The sequence below is a fragment of the Chryseobacterium sp. RU33C genome (assembly GCF_900156015.1).
GTDB lineage: Bacteria > Bacteroidota > Bacteroidia > Flavobacteriales > Weeksellaceae > Chryseobacterium > Chryseobacterium candidae.
Genome location: NZ_FTMT01000023.1, coordinates 33,558 through 59,985, shown reverse-complemented (window position 1 = coordinate 59,985; position 26,428 = coordinate 33,558). Strand labels below are relative to the sequence as shown.

Below are 26,428 nucleotides of genomic sequence, written 5' to 3'. Positions count from 1 at the left end.
ACTTTAACCGAATTTTAACAAATAAAACTCTGTTTCTTAACATATAAAGGAATAATTTTGCAAGTGATGAATACTAAAATCATATTTTTATCGTTTATTGTTGCCCTTTCGTTCTCAGGCGTCATGTTTGGGCAGGAAAGCTATAGAAATTTAGTGTATGAAGGCAATCAGAAATTTGACGGTAAAGATTATGAAGGTGCCTCCTCCAAATATATGGAAGCGATAAAATCCAATGATAAAGATTTTACCGCTCATTACAATATGGGGAACGCATTGTATAAAAGTAAAAAATACGAAGAAGCAAAAGCTGAGTTTGAAAAAGCAGAAAAACTTTCACAGACACTTTCCGATAAAACGGCTGCTCTTCATAATTTAGGGAATGCTTATATGCAGATGAATCAGCCGGAAAAAGCTGCTGATTATTATAAAAAAGCTTTGAAGCAGGATCCCCACAGTGAGGTAACGAGAAAAAATTATGAGATTGCCAAACTGAAAGAGAAAGAAAAACAACAGCAAAAAAACGAACAGAATAACTCAGGAAAAGGCGGCGGCGGAAATGATCAGAACAAAGAGGATGATCAGAAAGGCGACAAAGACAAAAAACAGGATCAGGGTAACGGCCCACAAAACGAAGGTAAAAGTGACCAGGGTGACAATCCTAAGCAGAATCAAAATAATGAAGGCAGAATGCCAAAGAATCTTGAAAATGCGATCTTAGATAAAATAAACGAAAAAGAAAAAGAAACCGCCAGAAGAATTTTAAATAAAAATTCTTATTCGATGCCTGAAAGCAACGAGAAGGATTGGTGATGCAGCACAAATTAATTTACATATTGCTTACTCTGGCATCCGTAATTACTTACGGACAGGTAAATCTGTCTATGGACGCAGATAAAACCGAATATGCGGGTAAGGATATCATTAATCTGACCATTGTTCTTGAACTTAACGGAAGTGATCTTGTACAGCAGACAGGTTTTCAGCTTCCGGATCTTTCAAAATTTAATATTATAGGAAGCGGATCTGTTACCAATACCGTTATTGATCCTGCTACCAATACTTTAATTACCCAAAAAGTTTCCAGAATTGCTCTTGAGCCTAAGAAAAAAGGGAAAATAAAGATCGGTTCCGTTCTTGTTACCGTAAACAACAGGATTTATAAAACAGAACCTTTTGATGTCAATATCCGTGATATTGTCGACAGAAGATCTTTGGCTGCCAATACCTCCAATGAGGTCTATCTGAACATGGAAATTGATGACCGGGATGTATATCAGGATCAGCCTACCGTAGCTGTTCTGAGAGTGTATTCAAGAAATATGGATAACCTGAGAAAGGTGAAAAATATCCGTCTTCCTCAGCAGGACAATATCAATGTACATCCTATCAATTTTGATAAATCTGAGATAGATCCTTCAGGATATGGAAATATGCCTTCACAGGTTCTGGCTATGTTTATGGTATTTCCGAATGAAGCCGGATATGTTGAAATTCCAGGAGTATCCGCTTCGGTAAGTACTTATTCAAATAAAACAAAAATTGTTTCCAATAAAGTTAAAATCAATGTAAGAAAGCTTCCTGAAGGAGCTCCGGAATGTTTTAAAAATGCTGTTGGGAACTTTAATGTCAACGTATACAACGCTTCCAAAGAAAAACCTGAAGCCAAAAAGCCTCTGAATGTAGTGGTGAAAGTTTCAGGAGAAGGTAATTTACCGGATATGGAACTTCCTAGAATTGCTGCTTCTCCGGACTATGAAGTTTTTGCACCGAAAATTACCTCTAAAGTTGCTCCGGGAACTGCGGGAATGAAAGGTGAAATCCTGGCTAATTATGTGATTATTCCTAAAAAATCAGGGGTAATTTCAATTAAGACAGAGCAATTTGCTTTCTTTGATCCTGCCAATAAAGAATATGTAGATCTTGGACAGAAAACACTGGATCTTAACGCATTTTCTCATGATCAGATTATGGAGGCTCGTTCTACGGTAGAAAAAGTAAACGAATACACCAATAACCTTTTGGAGACAGTAAATACTCCGGTGTTAAAAACTACTTCATTTAAAGTAAAAGAAAAAAGTAAATTCCACTGGAATATTCTTTTAACCAATATTGCTATTCTGATCAGCTTATTTGTTGCGTATCTGTTATTTAAAAATTGGCAAAAAAAACGTACATTAGTTAGGGAAACTGTACCTTCAAAACCTTTAGGTTCAGTAGCTGAAACAGAAAAGGAGATCAGAGAATTGATGAAAACAGATATCAATGATTATTTCGGATATCTGGAAAATCTTAAAGATAACGGAGAGTATGAAAAGTTTTTTGTAACTCTGGAAGAATTGGATGAAGAAGTAAGAAGTCAGTATTTTCAGGGCTCTGCTTCCGAGTTTAAGACTTTTCTTGAAAAGCACAATGGTTCTTCAGTGGCAGAAGAATACAGCAAGCTGCAGCAGAAAGTTCAGATGGAGAAATACAATCCTGTGAAATCAACTGAAGCTCTTGAAGAACTTTTAAAAACTATTGTTAATTTATATTCACAAATTAACAAATAATCAGTTTATTTTCATATTTTTGCGAAATTTTTAATTACAAATAGATGGAAATTTTTGATGGTTTTTCTTTTAAAGAGGTTGTTACCAGCTTTATGGTTCTTTTTGCTGTTATTGATATTATAGGCTCAGTTCCTATTATAGTAAGTCTTCAGCAGAAGTTTGGACAGATTGAAGCGGGAAGGGCTGCCATTACTGCCGGAGCTATTATGATTGTTTTCCTGTTCGTAGGAAATAAGATTCTTAAGCTTATTGGAGTTGATGTAAATTCCTTTGCTATTGCCGGAGCTTTTGTGATTTTTGTCATAGCGCTGGAAATGATTTTAGGGATTGAAATTAATAAAACTACTGAAGCAAAGGCCGCATCTATTGTACCCATCGCATTTCCGCTGGTTGCTGGTGCTGGAACCCTGACTACTGCACTATCCCTCAGAGCTGAATTTCATGATATTAATATTATCTGCGGAATTATTCTTAATACAATTTTCGTATATTTGGTGCTGAAATCAGCGAAATGGCTGGAAAGGAAAATCGGGGATGCTACCTTAATGATCCTTCAGAAAGTTTTCGGAATCATCCTTTTGGCAATTTCAATTAAATTATTCACCGCAAATTTTGCCCAGTTGGTGCAGAATTATATTAATTTTTAAAGAGTCATGAAGAAGTTTTATAAAGTATTTTTAGTACTGTTTATTGTATTCATCACCATCAATCTTTATGCTATCAACTGGCAAGCAACAGATATTCTTGGAGATGAAGATAACATTAAGTTTGTATTCTCAGCGGGTGCTGCAGCAATAGGTCTTATCCTGCTTTTTGTAATGGATACCTGGAGCAGAATTGGTGTAAAGAAATAAATTGAATTTCTCAATATAGATATAGCCTCTTTCTTTTTGAAGGAGGTTTTTGTTTTTTTAGGTGACAGGCTTTAGGTAGCAGGGCTGGATGATAGTAATTATGAATTATGAATTTTCGCCGTTATTAAAAACATTATTGGATTTCATATTCAATAGAAACAGGCTTTAGCCAACTTATAATTATGGTGCAAAGTTCGCAAAGGTATTATTTGCCATTTTAAAATCATTCGCAAGGGCTTTGCACTCAGCAAGGAAAACTATACGCAAATATGCGTGAAAATCTGTGCAATCTGTGATCAACTTAACATGTAAAATAATATGATCTAAAAAATAGCCAAGTTTTTCAATATCGCTTCAGATTTCAGTTCTGTTTCTCTCCATTCTTTGTCCGGATTGCTTTGAGCTGTTATTCCGCCTCCCACAAAAATATGTACAGAATCTTTATAAAGCCTTGCACAGCGTAGATTTACAAAATAAAGAATACTTTCTTGTGTTTCAACTTTTATATAGCCTGCATAAAATTCACGGGGAAATTTTTCATATTTACGGATATTCTCATTACAAAAATCTTTTGGAATACCACAGACAGCCGGAGTAGGATGCAGGTCCTGAATAATTTGATCAAGATCTTCAGGTTTTATACTGGTTTTAAAATCTGTTCGTAAATGTTTGATATTACCGGAAATATGATCATAGGTTTCCGATTGTTGTACGTTGTCAGAATAGTTCTTAAGAATATCCTGAATGTAAGTGGTAACCGGCTTTTGTTCTTCAATTTCTTTATCAGACCATTCTTCAGATACGGGAAGAGTTCCGGCAAGAGCCATGGTTTCAAATTCGTGAGTCGTTTTATTAAACTTCCCTAATACTTCCGAGAAAGCTCCCATCCAAGCATTTTTTCCATCATTAAACAGATATCTGAAGGCATTGGGGTAAGTTTCGCATAGATTTTTGAAACTCTCTTTATAATCGATAGATGTAAATTCTGTAAAAATCTTTCTTCTGGAGTAAACCATCTTTGGCAGGTGATTTTCTTTAATCACTTCAATTACTTTCTGTAATGTTTCGCAGTATTCTTCTTTTGTTTCGGCAGAAGAAGCAGTAGAATCGCTTATCAAACTTTTGTTATTAATAGAAGTATGAGCAAATTCTGCAGCATCAATTTCAAAAATATCTCCGCTGAAGCTGATCTGTTCTAAGCTGTTATAGGAAAAAAAAGTGACAGCATTTTTTGTGTTTTTTTCATCCGCAGACAGCAGTCTCTCGTCAAAAGGAAATTTGAAATAAATCATGGGTTATGAAAGGTTTTGAAAATCATCATTGGGAAATATTATAGAAAATTCCCCCTGTGATTTTCCTTTCTACAAAGGTATTACTAGTCTTAAAGATGTCAAAATAAAAAGAGCTTAAATTTAATTTAAGCTCTTTATTTTTTATGTTGATGCAATTTATCTGTGAATGATATTGTTCGTCATTGTAGTATGATTGATCAAAACTCCTTTTTCATCACGGATTTCAATTTCAGAAACGTGCATGGTTTTACCTTTTCTGATAAAACGTGCCGTAGCAGTTACAATACCATCTTTTTTGCTTCTTAAATGATTGGAATTGATATTGGTTCCTACTCCGTAATATTTTTCACCATCGATAAAAATATTAGACAGGCTTGACCCTAAGGTTTCAGCTAAAACGCAGCTAGCTCCTCCATGCATGATCCCAAACGGCTGATGGGTTCTTGGGAGAACAGGCATTGTGGCTGTAAGGGTTTCGTTTTCAAGATCAATATCGATAAATTTGATTTCAAGGGTTTTGGCAAGAGTTACATCTCCCCAGTTATTGATGAATGCTAATATTTCTTCTTTTGTCTTACCTTTCATTTTAATAATTGATAAATGATGATTAATTTTGCTTCTAGCTTCTAGCTTCTAGCTTCTAGCTCGGTTCCCATAATATCGGGATTCCAGTTGGTAGGCACTTTGGGAACAATGTCATTTTTTATATAATAGTCCTGGATTTCCTGCATAATCTCTGAAAAAGGGACTGATGCTATTCTTTCATAGGGAATGGTGTAGCCCAGATAAACAATTTTTCTTTTAAAATCTCCTGCTGCCAGAACAATAGGAACTTTTGCAGCCAAAGCCATGTGATAGAATCCTTTTCTCCATTTGGGTACCCAGCTTCTCGTTCCTTCCGGAGTAATAACAAGACTGAAATCTTCCTTTGAAAACTGGTTGGCTACGAAATTCACAAGGTCATTTTTCTGGCTCCTGTCGATCCCAATACCTCCAAGCCCTTTTACGATACCTCCATACCAGGCTTTGGTGTGGGCATCTTTAATAATAATCTTTAAAGGTTTTTCCAAAGACCAATAGGCGAAATTTCCTAAAATGTACTCCATATTATGAGTGTGTGGTGCTACCACAAGGATACACCTGTTCAGATTGTTGACATCGCCCTGCAGAACGACCTTCCAACCTAATATTTTTAACATTGCTTTGCCTAACAGCTTTTTCATAAATTTCCTGGATTAAAAACAAAAAAGTATAACCAAGCTTTGGTTATACTTTACAAATATATTGAAATATTATCGCTCTTAAAACAAACCGCTAATTAAATCTACGATTTTCATTACGAATTCCATTGCAAATTGTATCATGATAAGGCTGTGTTTTTGATTATTTGGTTATTAAATTTAGCTTTACGAAATTAAAACTTTTTTTTCACATAATAAACTAAATAGAGATTTATTTTCACTTTTCTGAGAGAAGAAGGGTGTGAATTTCAAACGGTTGCCATCCACCCACACCTTCTGCCACTCTCTGAAGTTAATTATTTAGTTTGTATGGAAATTTCGTTTTTTCCGTCTTTGATTTTGATGTCCATATCTTTATTTGATTTTTTGATAGTAGACACTGCAGAATCAATTACTTTCTTTGCATGGCTGTTCGGAACCTTTTTTCCATTGATGATGATACTGTCCTGATCATCAGAGTTATACTCAATACTGGAACCGTTTACCGTGATTTTATTTTTTTCAATTCTGATACCGTTGTTGTCTTCATCCCCATCCTGATCGCTGTCATTGATACCGTCTCCGTCTAAGTCACCATCCATGTTGATATGGTCTTTTTTCATAGATATAACCACCATTTTCTGAGGAACTACAAGTTCATAATCAAGTCTGTAATCTCTGAATCTGTGTTCATATGGATATTTGATGTAGTTTGGAAGTAATACTTTATTATTTACCACTTCTACAGGAACTGTCAACTGGATAGGGAAGTTATATCCTTTTCCTTCTTTTTTGATGATCAGATAAGGCGTTTTAATATCTGGTTTTCTTGTAACATCTACAGAAATATAATCTTCCTCATACACCGATCTTTTATCAGAGTAAATATCATTGTTGTACGCTTTAAAGCTCTGAGGAATGTTGATCTGTTTTACATCCACATACACAGTATCTGAAGTAGTGTTGATGGCAACATTTTCTACGTCTTCCTTGCTTCCTCTGTAAATCATGTCTTTCTTAGCCATGCTTATTCCGAAGTAAGTTCCAAGCCCGATCAAAAGAAGGAATAAACCACCTACAACCCATCCGATATTTCTCAGTTTTGTTTTTGGAGAGAAAATCTTGATGCTTAATAAGCTGAAAAGGATTGCCGGGATTAAGCTTCCGATCACCATCATCGCAGCAAGCACTTTGTCAAGCCCCTGATCATCCATATAGAATCTGATCTCATTAGCTCCCGGGAAGTCTGTATCCATTCCGAAAAGACCGAATAATACAAATACTCCGATAATACTTCCTACAGCCATCAGTACGAAGAATCCTCCTACGATATACTTGAATACATTCCAGACTCCGCTGCTTGCATTGTTGATATATGGCTTGTTTTCGTTGTAGATTTCTCCGACCCTCTGAGTAGATTCATTGGCAAATTGTACCAATTTGTTAGACTCATTCTTAAGATTGTCGAAGTTCATAGGCTTTCCCTGCATTTTCAGGAAATCTGCTGCTGTTTCAGCTTTTGGAAGTACGATCCAAAGGATTACATATAAAAGACCTATTAATGAAGAGGAAATGGCTGCTGTGAAAATTCCTAATACGAAGATTCCCAGCCAGATTGCTCTCATGGTAGTAATATCCATTCCTACATATTGAGCTAAACCTGCACAGACTCCTGCTACTTTTTGTTTTTCCGGATCACGGAACAGCTGCTTTTTATCGGTATAATGAGTCCCTGAATTATTGTTTCTGGCAGATGTTTTTTCAGAATAATAAGCTTCTTCCTGTTCTTCGATTTTTTCAGGGCTTCCGATCTGTGCGATTACCTTTTCTACATCGGTATCGTTAATCACTTCACGTTTTCCTAAAGAATCTTTGAAAATCTCCACCATTCTTATTTCTATGTCATGCATTACTTCATCAGCCTCAGAAGCATCCAGAGAGCTTCTCAGTGCGTTCAGGTAATCGCTGAGCTTTATATATGCGTGTTCTTCTATGGTAAAAGAAAAACCTGCGAGTCCTATTGAGAGTGTCTTGTTCATAGCTTTGTTTTTTAATTTTGTTGAGTGATTTGGTTTACTGAGGCTGTCAGTTCATTCCATGTATTGAGAAGTTCATCCAGGAAAAGTTTTCCTTTTTCTGTGATCTGATAATATTTTCTGGGTGGTCCTCCGGTAGATTCTTCCCATCTGTAAGAGAGAAACTCTCCGTTTTTAAGTCTTGTAAGAAGAGGGTAGAGGGTTCCTTCCACTACATCCAGTTTTCCTTTTTTCAGTTCGTCAATAAGATCAGAAACATACATTTCGCGGTTATTGATGAGACTTAGAATACAGAATTCCAGAATTCCTTTTCGCATTTGCGCTTTGGTATTTTCGGTATTCATCTTTGATAAGTTTTGTTAATTAGTTATATAATTTTCGAAGTTCGGAACCTAGCTAGTTGTACCTACTTCGATTTTACATTACAAAGATATGTAATTAAAATGGTATTATGCAATACAAAGTAGTGGAATTTTTAAAATAAATTATTTAATATACTGATAATCAAGTAAATAATTTTCATCTAAAATTTATTGGAAATAGATTTGAATGAAAAATGGTGAAAAAAACACTTAAATTTTAAGTAAGAATGAAAGAAATGAAGAGAAAAGAAAAGTAACCAGCTATCATTCATTACTCATTATCTGATTTTGAGGTCCGTATCAGTATTCGTATTTTTGTTAGAAATAATAACATCTAAATCATTTGTAAAAAGTAAATCTAAAAGTACTTACAAAAGAAAAGATAAATAATAAACGGGTAACCACAGGGTATGCTCTTCAGAACAATATAACAGAGAAAAGTAAAATGAAAATTCAGAAAGAGATAGATTTTATTCTTGCAGTGGATGCACTTAAAAATGTACAGCGAAGAAATTATAATGCGGATGATTCCCGAAGAGAGAATACGGCGGAACATTCCTGGCAGATTATCATTCTTGCCCAGATCCTTTATCCGTATGCTAAAAACCGTGCAGATATTGATTTATTAAGGGTGATAAGAATGCTTTCCATTCATGATCTTGTGGAGATTGAAGCGGGAGATACTTTTATTTTTGATGAAAAAGCAATGGTAGGAAAATTTGAAAGAGAGAAAGCTTCAGCCCAAAAAATCTTTGGAATTCTGGATGAGCCTTTACGTACAGAATTTTTTAACCTGTGGCTTGAGTTTGAAGAAGAGACAACACCGGATGCTATTTTTGCCTGCGGGATCGACAGGATTATGCCGTTTATTTTAAATTCCCATACTACAGGAAAGAGCTGGACGGAAGCAGGAGTAACAGAAAAACAAATCCGAAATATGCTTGAAAATGCTATTAGCAGAGCATCGGATGAAATGGGAGAGGCTTTTGAACTTCTTTTAAACAGAAGTCTGGAAACGGAAAAGGTTTTGAAATAATAAAAAAAAAGACACTGTCCGGTTATTGATTGGGCAGTGTCTTTTTTTATGGATATCTCATGAATTTTTATGAGGCCAGCAATAAATAGTTATCAGGGTTTAATAAAACTCCCTGCTGCGAATAAAATCCAGCCATACTGTTCCATACATAAAACCTCATTTCAAAATTCCTGTAAGTAGTTTCCAGTTTAAATTTCACCTGTTTTCCGTCTTTGGACCACACCGGGTTTTTCACGGTAATTATTGTATTACCGGTTTCTTTTCCATCTACATATTCGAATAATCTCAGTTGAAGAGTCTGTGTTTTTTTCATAGGCTCCGTGAATTGTACCACTATATTGTTGAGATCAGCTTTTTCAAAATCTTTGTTATTGGCATTCACAACGGATGGCTGAGAAATTTTGTTTCCTATTTTCTTCGTCCATTTTAATAATGGGACATATAATTTTTCCAGCTTCTTGTCCTTTTTATAAAGCTCTGCAACCTTTTCAGAAAACAGGTTCTGTGCAATAAATCCACGTCGGATATTCACTTTGTGATAGATCGCAGAAAGGCTGTCTGTTTTTTCCTTTGGAAATTTTTCTTTGATAAATAAATCGTAAACAGCCCATGTCATATATTCATTGAATGAACTGATACCCGGATATCCTGACTTCTTATCCCATTTCGCCAGACTGAAGCTTTCCGTTATCTCCTTTGAATACTGATCTGAAACAGGATTAACATAACCATGATCTATTTCTGAAAATACGGTGTGATTATCCAGAAGTCTTCGGGCAATATTATTTTTTAAATTTCCAAGTATAAGATCTTGTCCGATATCAGGGAAGTCAACGGTTAATGAACTGTTGATGTCTCTATGGCAATTCTGTCCGCCTACCAGAGGAGAAATGGCGATAACATATTTCTTATCTCCTTCATTGGCTGGTCTTGCTGCTATTTTATCCAAAAAAGCATAGGTGTCATTGATGTAATAATACTCTTTGTAGTTCGAGATGATGGTATTATAAAACTGCTGATGATTTTTATAAAAGGTTCTATAATTCGATTTCTTCACAAAATCATTAATTAGTTCCAGGTTTTCATCTACTTCTTTGGGACCAAATGAATTGAATGGGAAATCTCTTTTAAGTAAACCACTTTCATCAAAAGAAAATGCATAGAAATCGGTTCGAAAACCTAAGAATTTTTTCCAGTCTTTTCTGGAATAGTTTACTTTTTTTAATAGGGGATGATCTTTTACAGGCTCAAAATAAGACATGATTTCATCATAATACGGAGGGATTTTCTGAACGTCATATGGATCTGTTTTACCGTATTCTGTGAGTGCTAAAATGATATTTCCCAATTCATAACTTTCCGGGAGTTCAATTTTGACGTCTTTTTGTGCTGTTAGTGATACTGAAAGGATGAGTGTAATGATTAAAATAATTTTTTTCATGTAATATTAGTTCTTCTATAGTTTTAGGAAAAGGGTAAAAAATTTCCTGAGGCCTAAATTAAAGAAAACCTGAATGAATTCCAATCATTATCGTCAATACGTAAATAGATTGTTTTGAATGGAAAAATTTCGGGCGGCCTTTGGCCGCCCGAAATTTATTTATAGTATTTGAATTGGTTTTTTGAATTCATCGATGGCTACAAAAGTAAAATCACCTACAATAGCTTTTTCTCTTTCATAGGAATACATCTGTTCAGTGTAAATTTCAACATTCACTTTCATACTGGTTTTTCCCACGTATGAAACTTTCCCGATCAGTTCCACAATGGTTCCGGCAGGAATAGGTTTTTTAAAATCAATCTTATCACTGCTTACGGTTACCACTCTTTTTCTGGCAAAACGGGTTGCTGTGATAAAAGCTACTTCATCCATCAGCTGCATTGCTGTACCCCCGAAAAGAGTATCATAATGATTGGTAGTGTTAGGGAAAACCGCTTTAAAGATTCTGGTTTCGGATGCTTCAATTCTTTCTTCTGTAGTCATATATCATTATTAATTAAAGCGATAAGAAATGATTGGAAACAACAGAATAATGACAGGAACTTACAGAATTCCTGAAACAATCCATCAGATCAATACAACTTCAAATCGCGAAAGTTACATGTTTAAGAAAAAGGCAGGTCTCCTGACTTGTAACATCATTTATCTCCTTCCCATGCCTCGCACAGTGGATCTTTGATAAAGACTTCAGTTACTTACAGTTGCGCGACAGTCCGTGATTTTCACACGGTTCCCTTTTAATCTGCAGTGATGCAGAACCAATTTCTGTGATGAATAAGCGTAAAAACTTTTCGAATGCAAAAATAATGAATTTATTCCGGATTATGATAAATAATCTGGCTGATTACTCTTCCTTTCTTAATTGTCCACAGGGTAGTATATCTGTTTTCTCCTGAACCATTGATCATATAAAGAAAAATATTATCATTGTCAAGAGATGTTACTCCTACGTTCTCAAAATCCATGGTAGGCTGGAACATATTTTTGATAGCTTCTCTTACAAAAACAGATCCTCTTCCGGGCTGCTGCACTCTGATGGATTTGATTTCGGTCATTCCTTCAGGAAGGTCATTTCCAATTCCCCACGGTTTTACTTTATCAATGGTAAGAATCTTTCCATCCGCATCTTTTTCCTTTTTACGGTATCCTGCATTGGAAGGATAAATATCAATCACCACTTTGCTTCTTTGGGCAGTAGGGATTTTAGAATCCGAATTGTCGGTGAAAATAAGGGATCTTCCATTTTTAGATTTAGATGGAGTATAGGCGGGAAGCTGGTCCACATATGCAATACGCCCTTTATTCACCATACCTTCTTTATCAAGAGTTTCATACCGTACAAAAGGCTTATCGTCATCCTGTTTTTCCGGATATTTGATCCAGATCCATTCTGTTTCTCCCGGAGCCGGTTTTACATAAACAAATACATCTCCTTTGCGCATACGGATCTTGTCTACAATTTTTCGGTAATCGTCTTTATGTACACGTACGTTAGCATATCCTTCCTCAGCTTTTACCACTCCAAAAGGAACTTTTGTCTGTGCCTTTACAAAGGTTATAGATAAGATACTGATAGCGGATAAATAGAATGCTTTGTTTATGAAAGTCATCATGAAATTTTTTTGATCTTCCAAATATATAAATTAAATGCTTTTCGGAAGATAATTATACCGCTGCAGTTCACTTAAATCTTGTATTTGTTTCAGATGACCGTCTGAAAGCAGAAATATACGTTCAGAAATATCCAGAACATCTTTAAAATTATGATCAGAAATAATGAAACCTTTATGTGCTGACTCCCGCAGTATATTTTTCTTTAATTCTTCAGTAACCTTTGGAGAAAGACTATGGAATGGCTCGTCCAGTAAAATAAAATGGGCTTCAGAATAAATAATCATCAGGGTTTCAATAATTCTCTGTTCACCTTTAGAAAGGTTTTTAGGTTTTTCATGGAGGAAAGGCTGTATGAATTCTGAAGTAAAAAGTAGTTCAGTATTCTTTTGATTGCAAAAAAGAGGAATCAGGTTTTTGATTTTTACATACTTGGGTAAAAAGAGATCCTGTGGTAAGTAAGCAATTCTGTTTTTTCTATCGGAAATGGTTTTCAAAATGGTATGATCATATCTTATAAACTGTGTATTACCATGTTCAATCCCGAAGATAATTTTTAGAAGCGTTGATTTTCCGCTACCATTTCTGCCTAATAACCCTGTAATTTGCCCTGTTTCACATCCTATATAAATATCCTGCAGAATTTTTCTTTCATTAAAAGATTTTGTTACACTATCAACATGAAGTTTACTCATAAAAACAATGTTATAATTTTTACAATAATCCCTGATACTATTGTTCCTGCCCAAAGAAAAATCCTTGAAAACCCTGAATTGGCATAAAAGTAATATTCGCTTTTAAACCTTATTTCATACATAAAGTAATGAAGAACAGGTAAAATCAGAAGAAAACTTAATCCAACTGTTTCAAGCCTGTAGGGAAGCAAAAAACAAATAAGTAATGAAAACAGTAACGCAGGAAGCAGTATTTTTTTATAAAAGATCCAAAGAATAGTAAAGTTTCTCACAATGTTTAATACTTTATGAATTCAAATATATTAAAAACCTTTATACAAGAGAGAATTAAAAGATTCATTAAAAAATAAAATTAAAAGCGAGAACACTGAAAAGTGCTCTCGCTGTATTTGTGTAACTTAATCCTCAGATAGATTAATTAAATTCTCTCAAGTTCATCCGCATCAATCGTGGTCTTGAAAGTTCCGTAATTGACGATCACTTTGTTTCTGGAAATTTTCTCAATAGTTCCCACACTGGTACTTCCTGTAATACGAACACGCTGCCCGATTTTCATCCAGACGGCCCGGTCGGTTTTACGTTGTTCTTCCAGTCTTTCATTGGTTTCAGCAATTTTTTCAATTACTTCTTCCTTTTTCAGCTGTTGGGTTATTTTTCTCTTAACAACCTGCAAACGTTTGGTTTCATCTTTATCACTGCCCAGTTTTCGGAATTTTTCCTGCTCAAGAAGTTTTACAAAATCTTTTACAACATCCTTTCTGGATTTCCCTTTGGTATAGCTGTCGATGAATGCTTCAATCTTATTTCCAAACTGAAGTTTGCGGTGTTCCTCTTCATATAATTTCTGGAAATTGAACAGTTTCTGCTGAAGCTGGTCATTCAGTTTTTGAAGGTTATCACGCTTATCTTCTACAGACTCTTTTCTTTCTGCAAGATCGGATTTCAGTTTTTCAACTTCAAATTTTTCCTGCTGCAGTTTTACAATCGTTTTGTCAAGATTCACAATATCATGCTCTACCTTTTTCTTGGCAGAATGGATAATGAATCTCGGAATTTTATTCTTTTCTGCAACTTCAAACGTAAATGAACTTCCTGCCTGTCCTACTTCCAGCTTATACATCGGTTCCAAAGTTTCTTCATTGAAGAGCATGGCTGCATTCTGAGCGTTGGGAAGCTGCTCTATTACCAGTTTAATATTGGTATAGTGCGTTGTGATGATGGCAAAACTCTTTTTGTCATAGAAAAACTCCATAAAACTTTCTGCCAGCGCACCTCCAAGTTCAGGATCAGAACCCGTACCGAATTCATCAATAAGCAGAAGGGTATTGGCATCTGCTTCACGGATGATTCCTGACATTTTCTTCAATCTTGATGAATAGGTCGATAAATGGTTTTCAATGGACTGGTTATCTCCAATATCCGTCATGATTTTCTCAAAGAAAAACATTTCAGACTTTGGGTGAACAGGAACAAGAATACCACTCTGAATCATCAGCTGCAATAGTCCAACTGTTTTCAGGGTAATTGATTTTCCGCCGGCATTCGGACCGGAAATACAGATAATCCTGTTATGTTCTGTTAAAGTAAGTGTCTGAGGGTGAATTGTTTTGTTCTCAACTCTGTTTCTTAACCATAAAAGAGGATGATAAGCATCTTTTAATCTAAGCGTTTTATGATGGTTGATTTTAGGAAGAACTCCGTTGATCAGTTCACCAAATTTTGCTTTAGCTCTCGTAAGATCAAGGTCAAAAATATACACCTGATATCTCCATAGCTGAGGTTGAAATTCTGCCAGTTCGGCAGTAAGCTTACGGAGAACTTTATCAATTTCTTTTTTTTCTTCCTCTTCATTTTCACGCAGCTTGAAATAGTGCTTTACAACACTGTCCGGCTGAATATACGTAATGGAACCCGTTTTGGAAATTCCTAATGTTCTTCCGGCAACCCTTTTTTTGAATCCTGATTTTACCGCCAGAACTCTCTGGTCATCAATAATCGTTTCCCGGATATCGTCCAGAAAATCACTCTGTCCATACGTGGTAAGCGCACGGTTAAAATTTTCCTGGATTGCTTTTTTAGCAAGCTGAATTTCAGTTCTTATCCCTTTCAAAGCTGGAGAAGCCTCATTTTTCACTTCACCAAAACGGTTAAAAACCTTATCTACCTTTTCAATGATCTCTTTTTTGAATTCCAGTACAGAAACTTCTTCTAATAACGTAGGAAACGTTTCCGGCATGGTAGGGAAGAATTTCTGAAGTCTTCCGATCTGTTCCGTGATGGTTTTTATTTTGATGAAAGCAGCATTTTCCAGACGGTAGTTCTCAATCAGCATCAGTTTCAGCTCACTTTCAATATCTTCATACTCATCAAACGGAATCGCATTTGAACTTTCAAAACTCGACAGATATTCTGACGTTTTTTTTAATGAAAGTTCCGCCTCGTCAATTTCCATCGGACGAAGTTGAAGAATTTTTTCTCTTGTTTTCGGAGAATACGCAAATGGGGAGATTTCCGCGAGCAATTGCGGAAACTCTAATTCGTCTAAATCTTCTTTATCTATATACACAGTGCAAATTTAGTGAGAATTTTGATTATTACGTATATCTGATAGATGTACAGAATAAATTAACCATGAATTTAATAGGATTGAGCTGCTTTTATTACATTTGAGCCATGAAACTGGAAACCGAAAGATTATTATTGAAAAACATCAACGAAAGCCATGTTGATGATATTTTGCGCATTCGAAGTAATGAAGTAATCAATCGGTTTGTTATAAGAAACTCACCGAAGAATAATTATGATGCACTTCAGTTTATTTTGACCATTAAGGAGAGAACTAAGAATAACCAAACTTTTTATTGGGGGATTTCTTTAAAAGATCAGCCGGATCTTATCGGAACCATCTGTCTCTGGAATTTTTCTGAAGACCGGAAGAAAGCAGAAGTTGGTTACGAACTGTTGCCGGAGTATCACCGAAAAGGAATTATGTCTGAGGCATTAAAAGCGGTTTTAGATGTTGGTTTTAATGAATTACATTTAGATGAAATTGTTGCTATTACCAATACATTCAATGAAAATTCAAAAGGTCTTCTTTTAAAACACCATTTTATTTTGCAGGAAGGAAAGCAGGATGAAGGTTTTCCGGATAATATTATCTTTAGCTTGAAAAGAGCTTCAGCCAACTCTTATGAGATCTGCTAGGTTTTTCTCTATCTTTATTGCCGATTGACATTACATATGAAAAATGAAATAAAATCTTTAACGGGACTTAGAGGGGTTGTTGCATTATGGGTAGCGTTTTTTCATTTTAGTTTTTTTAGGAATGAATTCATTCAGGATGTAGTAGGAAAGGGATATGTAGCAGTTGATATTTTTTTTGTGTTAAGTGCTTTTTTACTAACAGTTTCTTATTCCGGAAAATTGAAGGATCTGAATTATAAAGTAATAGAGGTTTTTTATAAAAAAAGAATCAACAGGATTTATCCTGTGTACATTATATCAGTAGTTTTTATAGCATTGTTTTTAATGAAGCCTTCTGTAGCGGGATTCTTCATAAACGCCACCTTATTACAGTGTTTTTTTAACCCGGATTATCTGCTGAATGTGGTCTATTGGTCACTGAGTACAGAATGGGTTTGCTATCTGATATTCCCTTTTATGTTATGGTTCATCCTGTATTATAAAATACGCAGCGAAATTTTAATCATCATAAGTTTGGTTTTGAGGTTTCTTCTTCCTTATTTACCCGGACATTTATATATTGGCTCCGAACATCCCATGGAAATAGGAGAGTCACCAAGATATCTTGATCTTCCTTATGGTTTTGTTTCCCTGTTAAGAACAGTTTCTTCCTATTTTCTTGGTATTGGAGCTGCTCTTTTACCATCATTTAAAATGAAGAAAGAAAACCAGATCCTTTATATCATTATCCTATTGTTTGTGTCCATGTTGTTTGTGGAAAAAGGGCTGTTGTTTATCCCTTTATTATCAGCATTGATGATTAAATATCTCTATGAAGGAAAGCCTAACTATCTCAAAACATTTTTAGAAACCAAGGCTGTGTATTTTTTAGGAAATATTTCTTACTCGTTATACATTATCCATTATATGGTGAAGAAGCAGGATTTTGTTATTGTGAATAATTACCATCTTAATAATCTTTTGTTAATCTCTCTTTCACTATTGCTGTCCTATTTTTCGTATATGCTTATTGAAAGAAAAGTGAAGATATTTAAAGTATAATGGAAGCCCTTATTTTAATATTATTATTTTTGCAGTATGACCTGGACAGAAATTTTAGCCCCTATAAAAAGTACGGAATACTTTACTACCCTTTGGGAGAAAGTGAAGAATGAATATGCAACAACCAAAGTTTTCCCGCCAAAAAATCAGATCTTCAGAGCATTGGAACTTACTGCTTTTGATGATATTGAAGTGGTGATTATTGGCCAGGATCCTTACCATAACGATTATCAGGCAAATGGTTTATGCTTTTCTGTTTCTGAGCAGGTTGCCGCACCGCCCTCACTTAAAAATATTTTTATTGAGCTAAAAGATGATTTGGGAGTGGTAAGAACTTCCAAAGAACTTGATGATTGGGGAAGACAGGGCGTTTTACTGCTGAATGCTACATTAACGGTTCGTGCGCATTCACCCAATTCACATAAAGACCTTGGCTGGGAAAAATTCACCAATTTTATCATTAAGGAAATTTCAGATAAAAAAGAAAATGTAGTGTTTGTATTGTGGGGCGCTTTTGCACAAAAAAAAGCCGAACTCATAGATCCGGCTAAACATTTTATTCTTAAATCGGCACACCCTTCACCTTTTTCTGTATACAGAGGTTTTTTTGGAAGCAAGCCTTTCTCAAAAATCAATGAATACCTTGTTTCCAAGGGAAAAAAGCCTATTTCCTGGTAGAATCAGCTGATTGATCTGCTTTTTTTATCGTAATTCCGATTTTATATTTTCCGGCTAATGCTTTTGCTCCATCCTGAGATTTCGGATACGGAGCAATATCCTGCAATGTAATAGTGTAACCATTAAATTCTGTCGATTGGTGATAATTTCTTCCCGGGAAATCTCCGCTGGCGAGGTTCAGAATCATCGGACGGGTAGAAGTTCCCATTACTTCCACCTGGGCAAGAGCAACTCCTGCCCAGATGCAATTGACTCCTTCAGGACAACGGCTGTCTTCAGAAACCCCTTTGAATGTCACATTCATCTGGTATTCTCTTAAAAACTTGTTTTCTCCTTCATTCAGGTAGATAACACCGTCTTTCTGGTTATTTGTAGTTGTTGATTTTGTACCTGTAGACATTTCAGCAGCTTTTGTATTCATCCTGGATTTCTTTTGGGCATCACATCCTGTTAATGCAAATATTCCCAGACTGAGTATGATAACTTTATGGAACATAGTTTCTTATATTTAATTAAATGACGTTAAACATATCAAGTAATACTACCAAAAACATTGCCACTCCCACCACAAAACTGAATCCGGTTCCATAAATGAATCCAATCAATGCTCCTTTGGTAGATCGTAAGGCTTTATTCATATCCTTACTGTCGTGAAGTAATTCACCAATAAATACCCCTGCAAACATTCCTATCAGAAATCCCAACGGAATCGGAATAAAAATTCCAATAATAGTTCCAATAACAGAACCGATACTTCCCCAACGGGTACCTCCATATTTTCTGTTGGTCTTTGCCGGAATTACATAGCTTAATACTACTGAAGCTACGGTAAGAATTCCGAAGGCCCAGATATAAATCATGGAAAGATCAGCATCCGTTCCGAATTTATAGATCAAAAGTCCACAGATACTCAGTAAAAGACCAGGCAATACCGGAAGAAAAGTACCCAATATTCCAATAAATAATAAAATGAGGCAGAAAATATTAATAATTGTTGTATCCATTCTTAAAAAAAATATACATGCAATATAAAAAAAGTGACCTTATAAAAAGCCACTTTGAGAACTGAGTTATAAAATTTTATTACAAATTTAAGATTACGTATTCCAGAATCGGTCCTGCTTTACCGATATTTCCGCTTGCATGGTTATGAAATGTGGTATAGTAGATATTTCCACTACTTGTTGTTCCTGAACATGATCCCACGTAATCACCGTGCGCCTGGTGAGCATTCCAGGCATTCTGATTAATGGTAATGGTAACATTGTTGCCACCTGCCGTATGATGGCAGATTGTCATATGATTATTGTTTAAAGATGTTCCCACTGAGATTTTAGGAGCCGTTTTATCCACATATTTATTAGTTCTTATCATCAAAGGTTCATTACCTTTCTGTACCAGTACTTCCCAGAATGTAGGATCATAATGCTGAATTTTTTCCCATAAAGACATATCATACTGAATATCCAGTGTGCTAAACCCTAATGCTGCCGCCATAGCAGTATTGGTAACACTACAGTTATTATACATGGCAGAATTTCCGGTGTTGGTAAAACAAATCTTTGTGAGATCCAGAAAACCTCCATAAGTACTGCAGCCTGAAACGTATTTATCTCCCCCTACCAAATAAGCTGCTGCCCAGTCTGAGGTGTAAATGCTTCCGCCATTCGTGATAAAAGTAGAAAGATTACTGAAAACAGAAAGATCATTACCGGGAGAGTTGGTTCCCGTCTGTGCAGGATTACGTGAACCGCAGTTCAGGAAAATAATATCATACTGAGAAATGGTATTGAAATTTTTTAAATCCTGATAGCTGATTTCTGTCGCGGTGTAACCAAGATTTGTAATAATGGCCTCTATCTCGTCATAACTACCTTCTACATAAGCTATTTTTGCAATCTGATTCAGTTTGGAATCTTTGCTGGCAACACTGGTTGTTTCATTTTTATTAACCGTAACGGGAATTTCAGTTCTGAAATTAAGGCCATTGCCAGTCTGGATGTGAAGGGTTGTATTTCCCTCAGGTGCAGTCAGGCTGAATGAACCATCCGCATTGGAATACGTGTGATAAACCTGATTTTTGCTGTCAATAGTAAATACAATGGCACCGCCAATAGGTTTTGTTCCGTTTTTAGCAAATACTTTGCCTTCTACAGTTCCAGTGGATACTGTTTTGGAAACTTCCGGGTTGATCGAGTCATCACCGCCTTTACAATTGACTAACAGTACAAGGCTGCACAGCATAATGAACAAGTAGTTTTGTTTCATATTTAATTGGTTTTGATGGGTTTAGTTTTAATCAAATTTAATTAATTTTTGATATTAAAACATTGAAAGTGGAAATTATTTTAATATTTTTTATTTAAATCTGTAATTTATAGTTAATTTTTCATCTATAATTGTGGTTTGCGGCAGACTTACTATTTTTTAAGATCATTGCTCATAATTTTTATTAAATATTTTAGGGTGAATAGCTTTTGGGATGAAAATTGATTGTGAATAGTAAAATGATGATTCTTAATTTCATAAATTTGCCGTGATGAATGACCAGTTACAAGAAACCAAAAACTTTATACAGGAGCTAAGCGAGCAGCTTTATATTTACATTACCCGGATTTCACCTTCCGGGCTGGATTGGATTTTTCATATCATTGTAAAATTGAGCTTACTTCTTGTCCTGTTTTTTATTGCCGATTTTATTTTTAAGTTCATCATCAATTCCGTATTCAGGTTATTTCATAATGAACAGAAGTTTCCGATCTTAAAATCTATTTACCAGTCTAAAATCACCAATTCTGTAGCTCATTTTGCTGCTTTGATTGCTGTTGCCGGGATTCAGGGATCTGTTTTTCCGGAAAATGCACTGCCAAAAACAACCATCTTTATTATAAGATGTATCAATCTGGGATTGGTCCTGATATTAGCGGGAATGCTTTACAGATCACTGACAGCTTTCAGGAATTATTTCAGCATTAAACAGGATTTCTATAAAATAATGGCGCTTAATGCCATTTCCGAAACTGTAAAAATTTTAGGACTTTTCATATTTACAGTAGTGGGACTCTGTGTGATTTTCGGAATCAAAGGAACCACTATTGTAGGAAGTCTTGGGGCAATTACAGCTGTTCTGGTATTGGTTTTCAGAGATACTATTCTTGGGTTTGTAACAGGTCTTCACGTGGCTACTTCCAAAAATCTGAAAGTAGGAGACTGGGTAAGTATTCCGAAATACAGCATCGAAGGAAATATTACGGAGATCAACCTTTTGACAACCAAAATTACCAACTTTGATAAAACAGTTTCTACGATTCCCACTTATGATTTGATGACCACCGAGATCAAGAATATGCAGGTGATGTCTGAATCTAATACCCGAAGGATTAAGAAATCAATTTACTTTAACATCAATTCTTTTAAGTTTCTTACGGATGAAGATATTGAACGGTTAAAAGAAATCAATTTAATTTCTGATTATCTGAAAGAAAAGACTTCTGAAATCAGAAAAGAAAAAGAAGGCCTGGAACATAAAGATAAAATTGTGAATGGAAAACAGCTTACCAATATCGGAGTTTTCCGGTACTATGCACAACAGTATATCGAAAATGATCCTGATGTGGATAAAAACGGAACGAGAATGGTGCGCCAGCTGGAGATTACCCCACAAGGGCTGCCACTTGAAGTATACTGTTTTGCCAATGATTCACAATGGGAACGTTTTGAGCAGATTCAGGCCGATATTTTTGACCATTTACTGGTGGCTTCGAAAGAATTTGAACTTCAGGTGATGCAGGTAAGCGTGAAGGTTTAGAAAAGCTTGAAGGCAGAAGAGCAAGCTGGAAGTTTCAGCACCTTTAAAACAAATTTTAATTAAATTTTTAAATGATCATGAATATAGAAGACCAAAGGAAGTACAATGTCTGGATTTACTTACAGCCTCAGGCTTCAAGCTTCTAACATATCATATCTAACATCTACAATAAAAAATGACAAAACTAAGCGTAAACATTAATAAAATTGCGACGTTAAGAAATGCAAGAGGAGGTGAAACCCCAAGTGTTACAGAAGCTGCTGTAAAAATTCAGGAATTCGGAGGACAGGGAATTACCATACACCCAAGACCTGATGAAAGGCATATCACAAGAAAAGATGTCTATGATCTGAAGCCGTTGGTTACGACTGAGTTTAATATTGAAGGAAACCCTCATCAGAGCTTTATCGATATGGTACTGGAGGTGAAGCCTGAACAGGTGACTCTCGTACCGGATGCTGATGACGCTATTACATCCAATGCAGGCTGGGATACCCAGAAACATCTCGATTACCTTACAGACATCATTGCAGAATTTAAAAAAGCAGGAATCCGTACTTCTATTTTTCTGGATCCTTTGCCGGAATTGGTAGAATATGCAGCTAAAACAGGTGCAGACAGAATAGAATTGTATACAGAAGCTTATGCAAAAAATTATCTTACCAATAAAGAACAAGCTATAAAACCTTATTACGACACAGCTGTAGAAGCTACAAAATTCGGATTGGGAATCAATGCCGGGCATGATCTGAGCTTGGAAAACCTGAAATATTTTTCAGATACCATTCCGAACCTTCTGGAAGTATCTATCGGACACGCTTTGGTTTCTGAAGCACTTTATATGGGATTGGAAAATACGGTTCAGGCTTATCTGAAGAGACTGGCAAAATGGTAAAAAATATGGAAATCTTAAACTCAAAAATATTTGGCGAAAATGTAACGAATACGCCGCTTCTTGTATTTCACGGACTATTCGGAATGCTCGACAACTGGGGAAGTTTCGGAAAGGATCTGGGAGAATATCTTCCGGTACACCTGATCGATCTTAGAAACCACGGAAGAAGCTTTCACTCAGAAAGTATGTCTCATGATGATCTGGCAGATGATATTGCCCGTTATATGGATCATTATGGTATTCAGAAAGCTCATGTTCTGGGACATTCATTAGGAGGAAAAGCAGTGATGCAGTTTGCGATAAAATATACTGAACGGGTTGAAAAACTGATCGTTGTAGATATTTCGCCTAAAGCATATCCGCCGCATCATCAGGGAATTATTAAAGCGCTGGAGACCGTTGATTTCAATACGGTAACTTCAAGAAATGAAGTGGAAGCCGTCCTGAACCAATATATTCCTGAAAGATCTACCGTACAGTTTCTTACGAAAAACCTGTATTGGGATGATAATAAAAAACTGGGCTGGAGATTCAATCTTAAAACGCTATCTGAAAAATATACAGAATTTGTCTCCAATGCCATTAAATTTGGGGTTTTTGAAGGTGATACACTGTTTATTGCAGGAGCAAAATCCAACTATATCCTTCCACAGGACGAATTCGGTATCAAACAGCAATTTCCTAAAGCTAAAATTGTGACAGTAAAGAATGCCGGACATTGGGTACAGGCAGAAAATCCGGTTGATTTTGCAAATGTTGTCAAGGATTTTCTTGGTTTGAATTGATTTTATACTCTGATTTTTAGTTTTATGTTAAAATTTTATTAAAAATTTATATTATTTCTCCATGAGTTGAAATTTTTGTACTTTGCGTTTGTCAAAACGATAAAAATATTAACTTATGGAAAACAAAAATTCAAAAAAGAAGCCATTCTTTGCGTCATTCTTAGAGAAGCAGGTTAAAGACCCTGAAACAATAACAGGAGGAGGTCTTACTTCTGCTGCTGCAGATCAGATTACTTCAGTAATCAAGGATCATATCACAACCACAGCGCTTGAAGACAGCATTACAAAACCTAATAATGACAATGTAACGATGAAATATCCTTCAGACGGTGATGAAGGTGTTTTAGAATTAGACTAAATATAAATACAGCTTAAGCTAATATATCAACCCAAAACTAAAACATTATGAAAAGCAACAACTCAAAGAAAAAGCCGTTTTTCGCATCATTTTTAGAAAAACAGGTAAAAGATCCTGAAACAGTAAAAGGAGGAACAGATATCTCAATTCCTGAAAGAGATGTCATTACAAAACCGGCAATAGATACAGTGACTTCTCCAAAAGACGATATGATGCACACGCTGAAATATCCTTCTGATGGTGATGATGATACAATCAACGTTCCACTGTAAGATCAGAAAGAATATTAAATAAAATAGTAGGGGAAACTTAGACATTAAGTTTCCCTTTTTAATACAACCGGCAAATGATTCTCTGCATCACTCACTCACAGGATTTTTATAATATTGATCTCTTTTTCGAATATCTGGCTTCTAAAAATATTCCTTATTTCAGACTGAATTCTGACCGCCTGAACCATCTTCAGAAAATCAGCATTTATGAAAACTCATTTGAACTGACCGATGAGTCCGGAAATACCATTCATTCTGATGCCATTAAAGGAGTATGGCATAGAAAAGCCTGGAGAATCAGCGCTCCCGAAGAACTGGATCAGGATTATGAAAAAATCTTTCTCAATGAATATGGAAGTCTGAGGTATAATCTGATAACAGCTTTAGAAGATATTCCCTGGATCAACCCTTATGAAAATGAAAAAAAAATAGATGGAAATAAGATCTTTCAGCTGAAAATAGCACAAAGAAATAACTTAACCATTCCCAAAACCATTTTTTCTAATGATGAAGAAAAAATAACAACATTTTTCCATCAATACTGTCAGGGAAAAGCCATTGCGAAGCTTCACGGAGTTACGGCAAAAACAATGTCAGGAGAAAATATGATTTCTACTACAGTTATTGAGGAAGAATCCCTTGAACACCTTTCAGATATTGCTTACTGTCCGATGATTTTTCAACCCTACATTGATAAGGAATACGAATTACGAATCATGTATGTAGATGGTGAATTCTTCACAGGAAAAATCAATAACAGTGAAAATGCAGACTGGAGAGTAGCCCGTGAAGGGTATTTCTGGGAAACATATGAATTACCTGAATCAGTTAAAGCCAATCTCACCGCCATGATGAACGAAATGGGACTTTATACAGGAGCGATCGATATGATCAAAGGAAGAGACGGAGCGCATTACTTCCTTGAAGTCAATCCGCAGGGAGAATGGGGAATGCTTCAGAAAGAGCTGGGATTTCCCATCGCAGAAAGAATTGCCGACAACCTTATCAAAAGAATTAATTTCCATGAATAAAATTTTAATAATTACCCATACCGCAGATAACTTTTCCATTGAAAAAGTTACAGAATACATAGAAAAAAATAATTGTGAAGTCATTCGCTTTGATGTAGACGTTTATCCATTACAAAACAAACTGTCCACTATTTTCCAGGATGGAGAATGGATCAGTTACCTGGAAACTCCTGAAACAAAACACCGTTTGGACGATATTTCTGCCATCTGGTACAGAAGAGCCTACAATATCGGAAAAGGATTAAAAGAAGAAATGGATTCTAAGTTCTACGGTGCGGCTATGGGAGAAATCAGAAATACCCTTTTTGGTTTCTTTGAATCTGTGGATGCTTATTCTTTAGGAAAGCCTAGTATTTACAGAAGGCTCGACAGTAAAGAAGAACAGTTGAAAATTGCAGATAAATTAGGTCTTACCATTCCGGCAACCTGTCTTACCAATAATCCTGATGAGGCAAGAAAATTTATCCTGAAACATCAAAATGTGGTGGCAAAAATGCAAACCGGTTTTGCTATTTATGAAAACGGTGTGGAAAATGTAGTGTTTACGAACGTTGTGGGCGAGGATAAGCTGGAAGAGCTGGATTCGTTATTATATTGTCCTATGCAGTTTCAGCAGATGATTCAGAAAAAAAAAGAGCTTCGTATTACCATTGTGGGAAGAGATGTGTATGCATTCGAAATAGATTCCCAGCAGTCTGAAGACGCAAAAGTAGACTGGAGAAAAGACGGTGTTAATCTTATTGATAAATGGAACAGAACAGAACTTCCTGCAGATGTGGAATCAAAACTGCTTGAATTGCTTGATATGTACAACGTAGATTACGGAGCCATAGACATGATTGTTTCTCCTGAAGACGAATATTATTTTATCGAAATCAATGCGGCAGGAGAATTCTTCTGGCTGGATAATCTTACAGAAGGAAACCTTATTTCCAAAAGCATTGCAGATGTTCTCTGCGACAAAGCGCCAAGAAGAAATAATGAGGTAATGGCTTAAAAACAATGTGCTTTTTGAGCATAAAAGTCCTGAAAGTTGTCAATTCTTTCAGGACTTTTACATTTACATTAAAAAATACCCTCTTAAATTTGCTGTTATTTTTGAAAAAAGAATAGTTGTTTTGTCAAGAAATTTGTAATAAGAGACTTAAGATATAATTGATATTTTAATCATATATTTGTATATATATATCTAAGAATCAA

Annotated in this window: 28 protein-coding genes and 1 riboswitch; of the genes, 15 read left to right on the top strand and 13 right to left on the bottom strand. The window is 35.6% G+C overall.

The features are described from left to right. The first annotated feature begins 66 nt into the window (after nt 1–66). From BW946_RS17755 to BW946_RS17740, 4 genes are read left to right on the top strand one after another with little or no spacing between them, the layout of a single operon-like run. Nucleotides 67–810 (top strand): tetratricopeptide repeat protein, encoded by a 744-nt coding sequence (locus tag BW946_RS17755; protein WP_083688910.1) that lies wholly within the window; start codon nt 67–69, stop codon nt 808–810. Continuing rightward, nucleotides 810–2,549, top strand: coding sequence for a BatD family protein (locus BW946_RS17750; RefSeq protein ID WP_076597438.1), 1,740 nt, complete (start codon nt 810–812; stop codon nt 2,547–2,549). The genes BW946_RS17755 and BW946_RS17750 overlap by 1 nt, the downstream gene beginning before the upstream one ends. Before the next feature lie 44 nt (nt 2,550–2,593). Further along, entirely contained in the window at nt 2,594–3,196 is a 603-nt protein-coding gene (locus BW946_RS17745) for a MarC family protein (protein WP_076597437.1), read from the top strand. Between the two features lie 6 nt (nt 3,197–3,202). After that, on the top strand, nt 3,203–3,403 hold the full coding sequence (locus tag BW946_RS17740; protein WP_076597436.1) for a hypothetical protein: 201 nt from the start codon (nt 3,203–3,205) through the stop codon (nt 3,401–3,403). A 323-nt stretch (nt 3,404–3,726) separates the two neighbouring features. On the opposite strand, the gene BW946_RS17735 is transcribed toward BW946_RS17740, so the two are convergent. The 5 genes from BW946_RS17735 to BW946_RS17715 all read right to left on the bottom strand — a co-directional run bounded on the left by BW946_RS17735 (nt 3,727) and on the right by BW946_RS17715 (nt 8,295). Further along, nucleotides 3,727–4,695, bottom strand: a complete 969-nt coding sequence (locus BW946_RS17735) for a chorismate-binding protein (RefSeq protein ID WP_076597435.1) — start codon at nt 4,693–4,695, stop codon at nt 3,727–3,729. Between the two features lie 156 nt (nt 4,696–4,851). Continuing rightward, nucleotides 4,852–5,280 carry a PaaI family thioesterase gene (locus BW946_RS17730; RefSeq protein ID WP_076597434.1) on the bottom strand — a complete coding sequence of 143 codons (429 nt, stop codon included), beginning with the start codon at nt 5,278–5,280 and terminating at the stop codon, nt 4,852–4,854. Nucleotides 5,281–5,321: 41 nt separating this feature from the next. Beyond that, complete coding sequence (locus tag BW946_RS17725; protein WP_076597433.1) at nt 5,322–5,918, bottom strand: 1-acyl-sn-glycerol-3-phosphate acyltransferase; 597 nt, start codon at nt 5,916–5,918, stop codon at nt 5,322–5,324. A gap of 314 nt (nt 5,919–6,232) precedes the next feature. Beyond that, complete coding sequence (locus tag BW946_RS17720; protein WP_076597432.1) at nt 6,233–7,954, bottom strand: PspC domain-containing protein; 1,722 nt, start codon at nt 7,952–7,954, stop codon at nt 6,233–6,235. Nucleotides 7,955–7,965: 11 nt separating this feature from the next. Next, nucleotides 7,966–8,295 carry a PadR family transcriptional regulator gene (locus tag BW946_RS17715; RefSeq protein ID WP_002977573.1) on the bottom strand — a complete coding sequence of 110 codons (330 nt, stop codon included), beginning with the start codon at nt 8,293–8,295 and terminating at the stop codon, nt 7,966–7,968. Between the two features lie 463 nt (nt 8,296–8,758). Here BW946_RS17715 and BW946_RS17710 point away from each other — a divergent pair, with 463 nt between their 5' ends. After that, nucleotides 8,759–9,349: an HD domain-containing protein gene (locus tag BW946_RS17710; RefSeq protein WP_076597431.1), complete on the top strand. Its 591-nt coding sequence runs from the start codon at nt 8,759–8,761 to the stop codon at nt 9,347–9,349. A 67-nt stretch (nt 9,350–9,416) separates the two neighbouring features. Here BW946_RS17710 and BW946_RS17705 read toward each other — a convergent pair whose 3' ends face one another. From BW946_RS17705 to BW946_RS17680, 5 genes are all read right to left on the bottom strand, one after another. Continuing rightward, nucleotides 9,417–10,790: a DUF4932 domain-containing protein gene (locus BW946_RS17705; protein ID WP_076597430.1), complete on the bottom strand. Its 1,374-nt coding sequence runs from the start codon at nt 10,788–10,790 to the stop codon at nt 9,417–9,419. Nucleotides 10,791–10,949: 159 nt separating this feature from the next. Then, the gene (locus tag BW946_RS17700; protein WP_002977578.1) at nt 10,950–11,333 is read right to left on the bottom strand and encodes an acyl-CoA thioesterase; all 384 of its coding nucleotides are present in this window, start codon (nt 11,331–11,333) and stop codon (nt 10,950–10,952) included. A 114-nt stretch (nt 11,334–11,447) separates the two neighbouring features. Then, nucleotides 11,448–11,628, bottom strand: a riboswitch (cobalamin riboswitch). Nucleotides 11,629–11,662: 34 nt separating this feature from the next. Then, entirely contained in the window at nt 11,663–12,463 is an 801-nt protein-coding gene (locus BW946_RS17695; RefSeq protein WP_076597457.1) for a hypothetical protein, read from the bottom strand. 30 nt (nt 12,464–12,493) lie between these two features. Then, nucleotides 12,494–13,156 carry an ATP-binding cassette domain-containing protein gene (locus BW946_RS17690; RefSeq protein ID WP_076597429.1) on the bottom strand — a complete coding sequence of 221 codons (663 nt, stop codon included), beginning with the start codon at nt 13,154–13,156 and terminating at the stop codon, nt 12,494–12,496. A gap of 418 nt (nt 13,157–13,574) precedes the next feature. Then, a complete protein-coding gene (locus tag BW946_RS17680) occupies nt 13,575–15,722 on the bottom strand; it encodes an endonuclease MutS2 (protein ID WP_076597427.1) in 2,148 nt (715 codons plus the stop codon). Between the two features lie 107 nt (nt 15,723–15,829). Between BW946_RS17680 and BW946_RS17675 the strand changes: the two genes are divergently transcribed. The 3 genes from BW946_RS17675 to BW946_RS17665 are packed head-to-tail and all read left to right on the top strand — an operon-like array spanning nt 15,830 to nt 18,079. After that, nucleotides 15,830–16,360 carry a GNAT family N-acetyltransferase gene (locus BW946_RS17675; protein ID WP_076597426.1) on the top strand — a complete coding sequence of 177 codons (531 nt, stop codon included), beginning with the start codon at nt 15,830–15,832 and terminating at the stop codon, nt 16,358–16,360. A gap of 36 nt (nt 16,361–16,396) precedes the next feature. Next, nucleotides 16,397–17,401 carry an acyltransferase family protein gene (locus tag BW946_RS17670; protein WP_076597425.1) on the top strand — a complete coding sequence of 335 codons (1,005 nt, stop codon included), beginning with the start codon at nt 16,397–16,399 and terminating at the stop codon, nt 17,399–17,401. Nucleotides 17,402–17,437: 36 nt separating this feature from the next. Next, nucleotides 17,438–18,079 carry a uracil-DNA glycosylase gene (locus BW946_RS17665; RefSeq protein ID WP_076597424.1) on the top strand — a complete coding sequence of 214 codons (642 nt, stop codon included), beginning with the start codon at nt 17,438–17,440 and terminating at the stop codon, nt 18,077–18,079. Here the strand turns inward: BW946_RS17665 and BW946_RS17660 are convergent. The 3 genes from BW946_RS17660 to BW946_RS17650 form a co-directional block, all read right to left on the bottom strand. Continuing rightward, entirely contained in the window at nt 18,066–18,575 is a 510-nt protein-coding gene (locus tag BW946_RS17660) for a hypothetical protein (RefSeq protein ID WP_076597423.1), read from the bottom strand. The genes BW946_RS17665 and BW946_RS17660 overlap by 14 nt on opposite strands. Before the next feature lie 16 nt (nt 18,576–18,591). Further along, the gene (locus BW946_RS17655; protein ID WP_076597422.1) at nt 18,592–19,083 is read right to left on the bottom strand and encodes a DUF456 domain-containing protein; all 492 of its coding nucleotides are present in this window, start codon (nt 19,081–19,083) and stop codon (nt 18,592–18,594) included. A gap of 79 nt (nt 19,084–19,162) precedes the next feature. Further along, entirely contained in the window at nt 19,163–20,347 is a 1,185-nt protein-coding gene (locus tag BW946_RS17650) for a peptidase associated/transthyretin-like domain-containing protein (protein WP_076597421.1), read from the bottom strand. Nucleotides 20,348–20,618: 271 nt separating this feature from the next. Between BW946_RS17650 and BW946_RS17645 the strand changes: the two genes are divergently transcribed. From BW946_RS17645 to BW946_RS17615, 7 genes are all read left to right on the top strand, one after another. Then, the gene (locus BW946_RS17645; protein ID WP_076597420.1) at nt 20,619–21,887 is read left to right on the top strand and encodes a mechanosensitive ion channel family protein; all 1,269 of its coding nucleotides are present in this window, start codon (nt 20,619–20,621) and stop codon (nt 21,885–21,887) included. A gap of 175 nt (nt 21,888–22,062) precedes the next feature. Next, nucleotides 22,063–22,782: a pyridoxine 5'-phosphate synthase gene (locus tag BW946_RS17640; protein WP_076597419.1), complete on the top strand. Its 720-nt coding sequence runs from the start codon at nt 22,063–22,065 to the stop codon at nt 22,780–22,782. 5 nt (nt 22,783–22,787) lie between these two features. Then, a complete protein-coding gene (locus tag BW946_RS17635) occupies nt 22,788–23,567 on the top strand; it encodes an alpha/beta fold hydrolase (protein ID WP_228402635.1) in 780 nt (259 codons plus the stop codon). 115 nt (nt 23,568–23,682) lie between these two features. Continuing rightward, nucleotides 23,683–23,925, top strand: a complete 243-nt coding sequence (locus BW946_RS17630; protein ID WP_076597417.1) for a microviridin/marinostatin family tricyclic proteinase inhibitor — start codon at nt 23,683–23,685, stop codon at nt 23,923–23,925. Nucleotides 23,926–23,972: 47 nt separating this feature from the next. Further along, nucleotides 23,973–24,197, top strand: a complete 225-nt coding sequence (locus tag BW946_RS17625; RefSeq protein WP_076597416.1) for a microviridin/marinostatin family tricyclic proteinase inhibitor — start codon at nt 23,973–23,975, stop codon at nt 24,195–24,197. A gap of 74 nt (nt 24,198–24,271) precedes the next feature. Continuing rightward, nucleotides 24,272–25,228 carry an MvdC family ATP-grasp ribosomal peptide maturase gene (locus tag BW946_RS17620; RefSeq protein WP_076597415.1) on the top strand — a complete coding sequence of 319 codons (957 nt, stop codon included), beginning with the start codon at nt 24,272–24,274 and terminating at the stop codon, nt 25,226–25,228. Next, the gene (locus BW946_RS17615; RefSeq protein WP_076597414.1) at nt 25,221–26,225 is read left to right on the top strand and encodes an MvdD family ATP-grasp ribosomal peptide maturase; all 1,005 of its coding nucleotides are present in this window, start codon (nt 25,221–25,223) and stop codon (nt 26,223–26,225) included. Before BW946_RS17620 ends, BW946_RS17615 begins: the two co-directional genes overlap by 8 nt. Nucleotides 26,226–26,428 lie beyond the last annotated feature (203 nt).

What these genes read in the sequence shown, in the direction of transcription:
- BW946_RS17735 (WP_076597435.1), bottom strand. Translation starts at nt 4,695, where the DNA reads ATGATTTATTTCAAATTTCCTTTTGACGAGAGACTGCTGTCTGCGGAT.
- BW946_RS17715 (WP_002977573.1), bottom strand. Translation starts at nt 8,295, where the DNA reads ATGAATACCGAAAATACCAAAGCGCAAATGCGAAAAGGAATTCTGGAA.
- BW946_RS17745 (WP_076597437.1), top strand. Translation starts at nt 2,594, where the DNA reads ATGGAAATTTTTGATGGTTTTTCTTTTAAAGAGGTTGTTACCAGCTTT.
- BW946_RS17660 (WP_076597423.1), bottom strand. Translation starts at nt 18,575, where the DNA reads ATGTTCCATAAAGTTATCATACTCAGTCTGGGAATATTTGCATTAACA.
- BW946_RS17705 (WP_076597430.1), bottom strand. Translation starts at nt 10,790, where the DNA reads ATGAAAAAAATTATTTTAATCATTACACTCATCCTTTCAGTATCACTA.
- BW946_RS17615 (WP_076597414.1), top strand. Translation starts at nt 25,221, where the DNA reads ATGAATAAAATTTTAATAATTACCCATACCGCAGATAACTTTTCCATT.
- BW946_RS17725 (WP_076597433.1), bottom strand. Translation starts at nt 5,918, where the DNA reads ATGAAAAAGCTGTTAGGCAAAGCAATGTTAAAAATATTAGGTTGGAAG.
- BW946_RS17665 (WP_076597424.1), top strand. Translation starts at nt 17,438, where the DNA reads ATGACCTGGACAGAAATTTTAGCCCCTATAAAAAGTACGGAATACTTT.
- BW946_RS17695 (WP_076597457.1), bottom strand. Translation starts at nt 12,463, where the DNA reads ATGATGACTTTCATAAACAAAGCATTCTATTTATCCGCTATCAGTATC.
- BW946_RS17675 (WP_076597426.1), top strand. Translation starts at nt 15,830, where the DNA reads ATGAAACTGGAAACCGAAAGATTATTATTGAAAAACATCAACGAAAGC.
- BW946_RS17750 (WP_076597438.1), top strand. Translation starts at nt 810, where the DNA reads ATGCAGCACAAATTAATTTACATATTGCTTACTCTGGCATCCGTAATT.
- BW946_RS17655 (WP_076597422.1), bottom strand. Translation starts at nt 19,083, where the DNA reads ATGGATACAACAATTATTAATATTTTCTGCCTCATTTTATTATTTATT.
- BW946_RS17635 (WP_228402635.1), top strand. Translation starts at nt 22,788, where the DNA reads ATGGAAATCTTAAACTCAAAAATATTTGGCGAAAATGTAACGAATACG.
- BW946_RS17630 (WP_076597417.1), top strand. Translation starts at nt 23,683, where the DNA reads ATGGAAAACAAAAATTCAAAAAAGAAGCCATTCTTTGCGTCATTCTTA.
- BW946_RS17640 (WP_076597419.1), top strand. Translation starts at nt 22,063, where the DNA reads ATGACAAAACTAAGCGTAAACATTAATAAAATTGCGACGTTAAGAAAT.
- BW946_RS17755 (WP_083688910.1), top strand. Translation starts at nt 67, where the DNA reads ATGAATACTAAAATCATATTTTTATCGTTTATTGTTGCCCTTTCGTTC.
- BW946_RS17720 (WP_076597432.1), bottom strand. Translation starts at nt 7,954, where the DNA reads ATGAACAAGACACTCTCAATAGGACTCGCAGGTTTTTCTTTTACCATA.
- BW946_RS17710 (WP_076597431.1), top strand. Translation starts at nt 8,759, where the DNA reads ATGAAAATTCAGAAAGAGATAGATTTTATTCTTGCAGTGGATGCACTT.
- BW946_RS17670 (WP_076597425.1), top strand. Translation starts at nt 16,397, where the DNA reads ATGAAAAATGAAATAAAATCTTTAACGGGACTTAGAGGGGTTGTTGCA.
- BW946_RS17690 (WP_076597429.1), bottom strand. Translation starts at nt 13,156, where the DNA reads ATGAGTAAACTTCATGTTGATAGTGTAACAAAATCTTTTAATGAAAGA.
- BW946_RS17620 (WP_076597415.1), top strand. Translation starts at nt 24,272, where the DNA reads ATGATTCTCTGCATCACTCACTCACAGGATTTTTATAATATTGATCTC.
- BW946_RS17730 (WP_076597434.1), bottom strand. Translation starts at nt 5,280, where the DNA reads ATGAAAGGTAAGACAAAAGAAGAAATATTAGCATTCATCAATAACTGG.
- BW946_RS17650 (WP_076597421.1), bottom strand. Translation starts at nt 20,347, where the DNA reads ATGAAACAAAACTACTTGTTCATTATGCTGTGCAGCCTTGTACTGTTA.
- BW946_RS17740 (WP_076597436.1), top strand. Translation starts at nt 3,203, where the DNA reads ATGAAGAAGTTTTATAAAGTATTTTTAGTACTGTTTATTGTATTCATC.
- BW946_RS17645 (WP_076597420.1), top strand. Translation starts at nt 20,619, where the DNA reads ATGAATGACCAGTTACAAGAAACCAAAAACTTTATACAGGAGCTAAGC.
- BW946_RS17625 (WP_076597416.1), top strand. Translation starts at nt 23,973, where the DNA reads ATGAAAAGCAACAACTCAAAGAAAAAGCCGTTTTTCGCATCATTTTTA.
- BW946_RS17700 (WP_002977578.1), bottom strand. Translation starts at nt 11,333, where the DNA reads ATGACTACAGAAGAAAGAATTGAAGCATCCGAAACCAGAATCTTTAAA.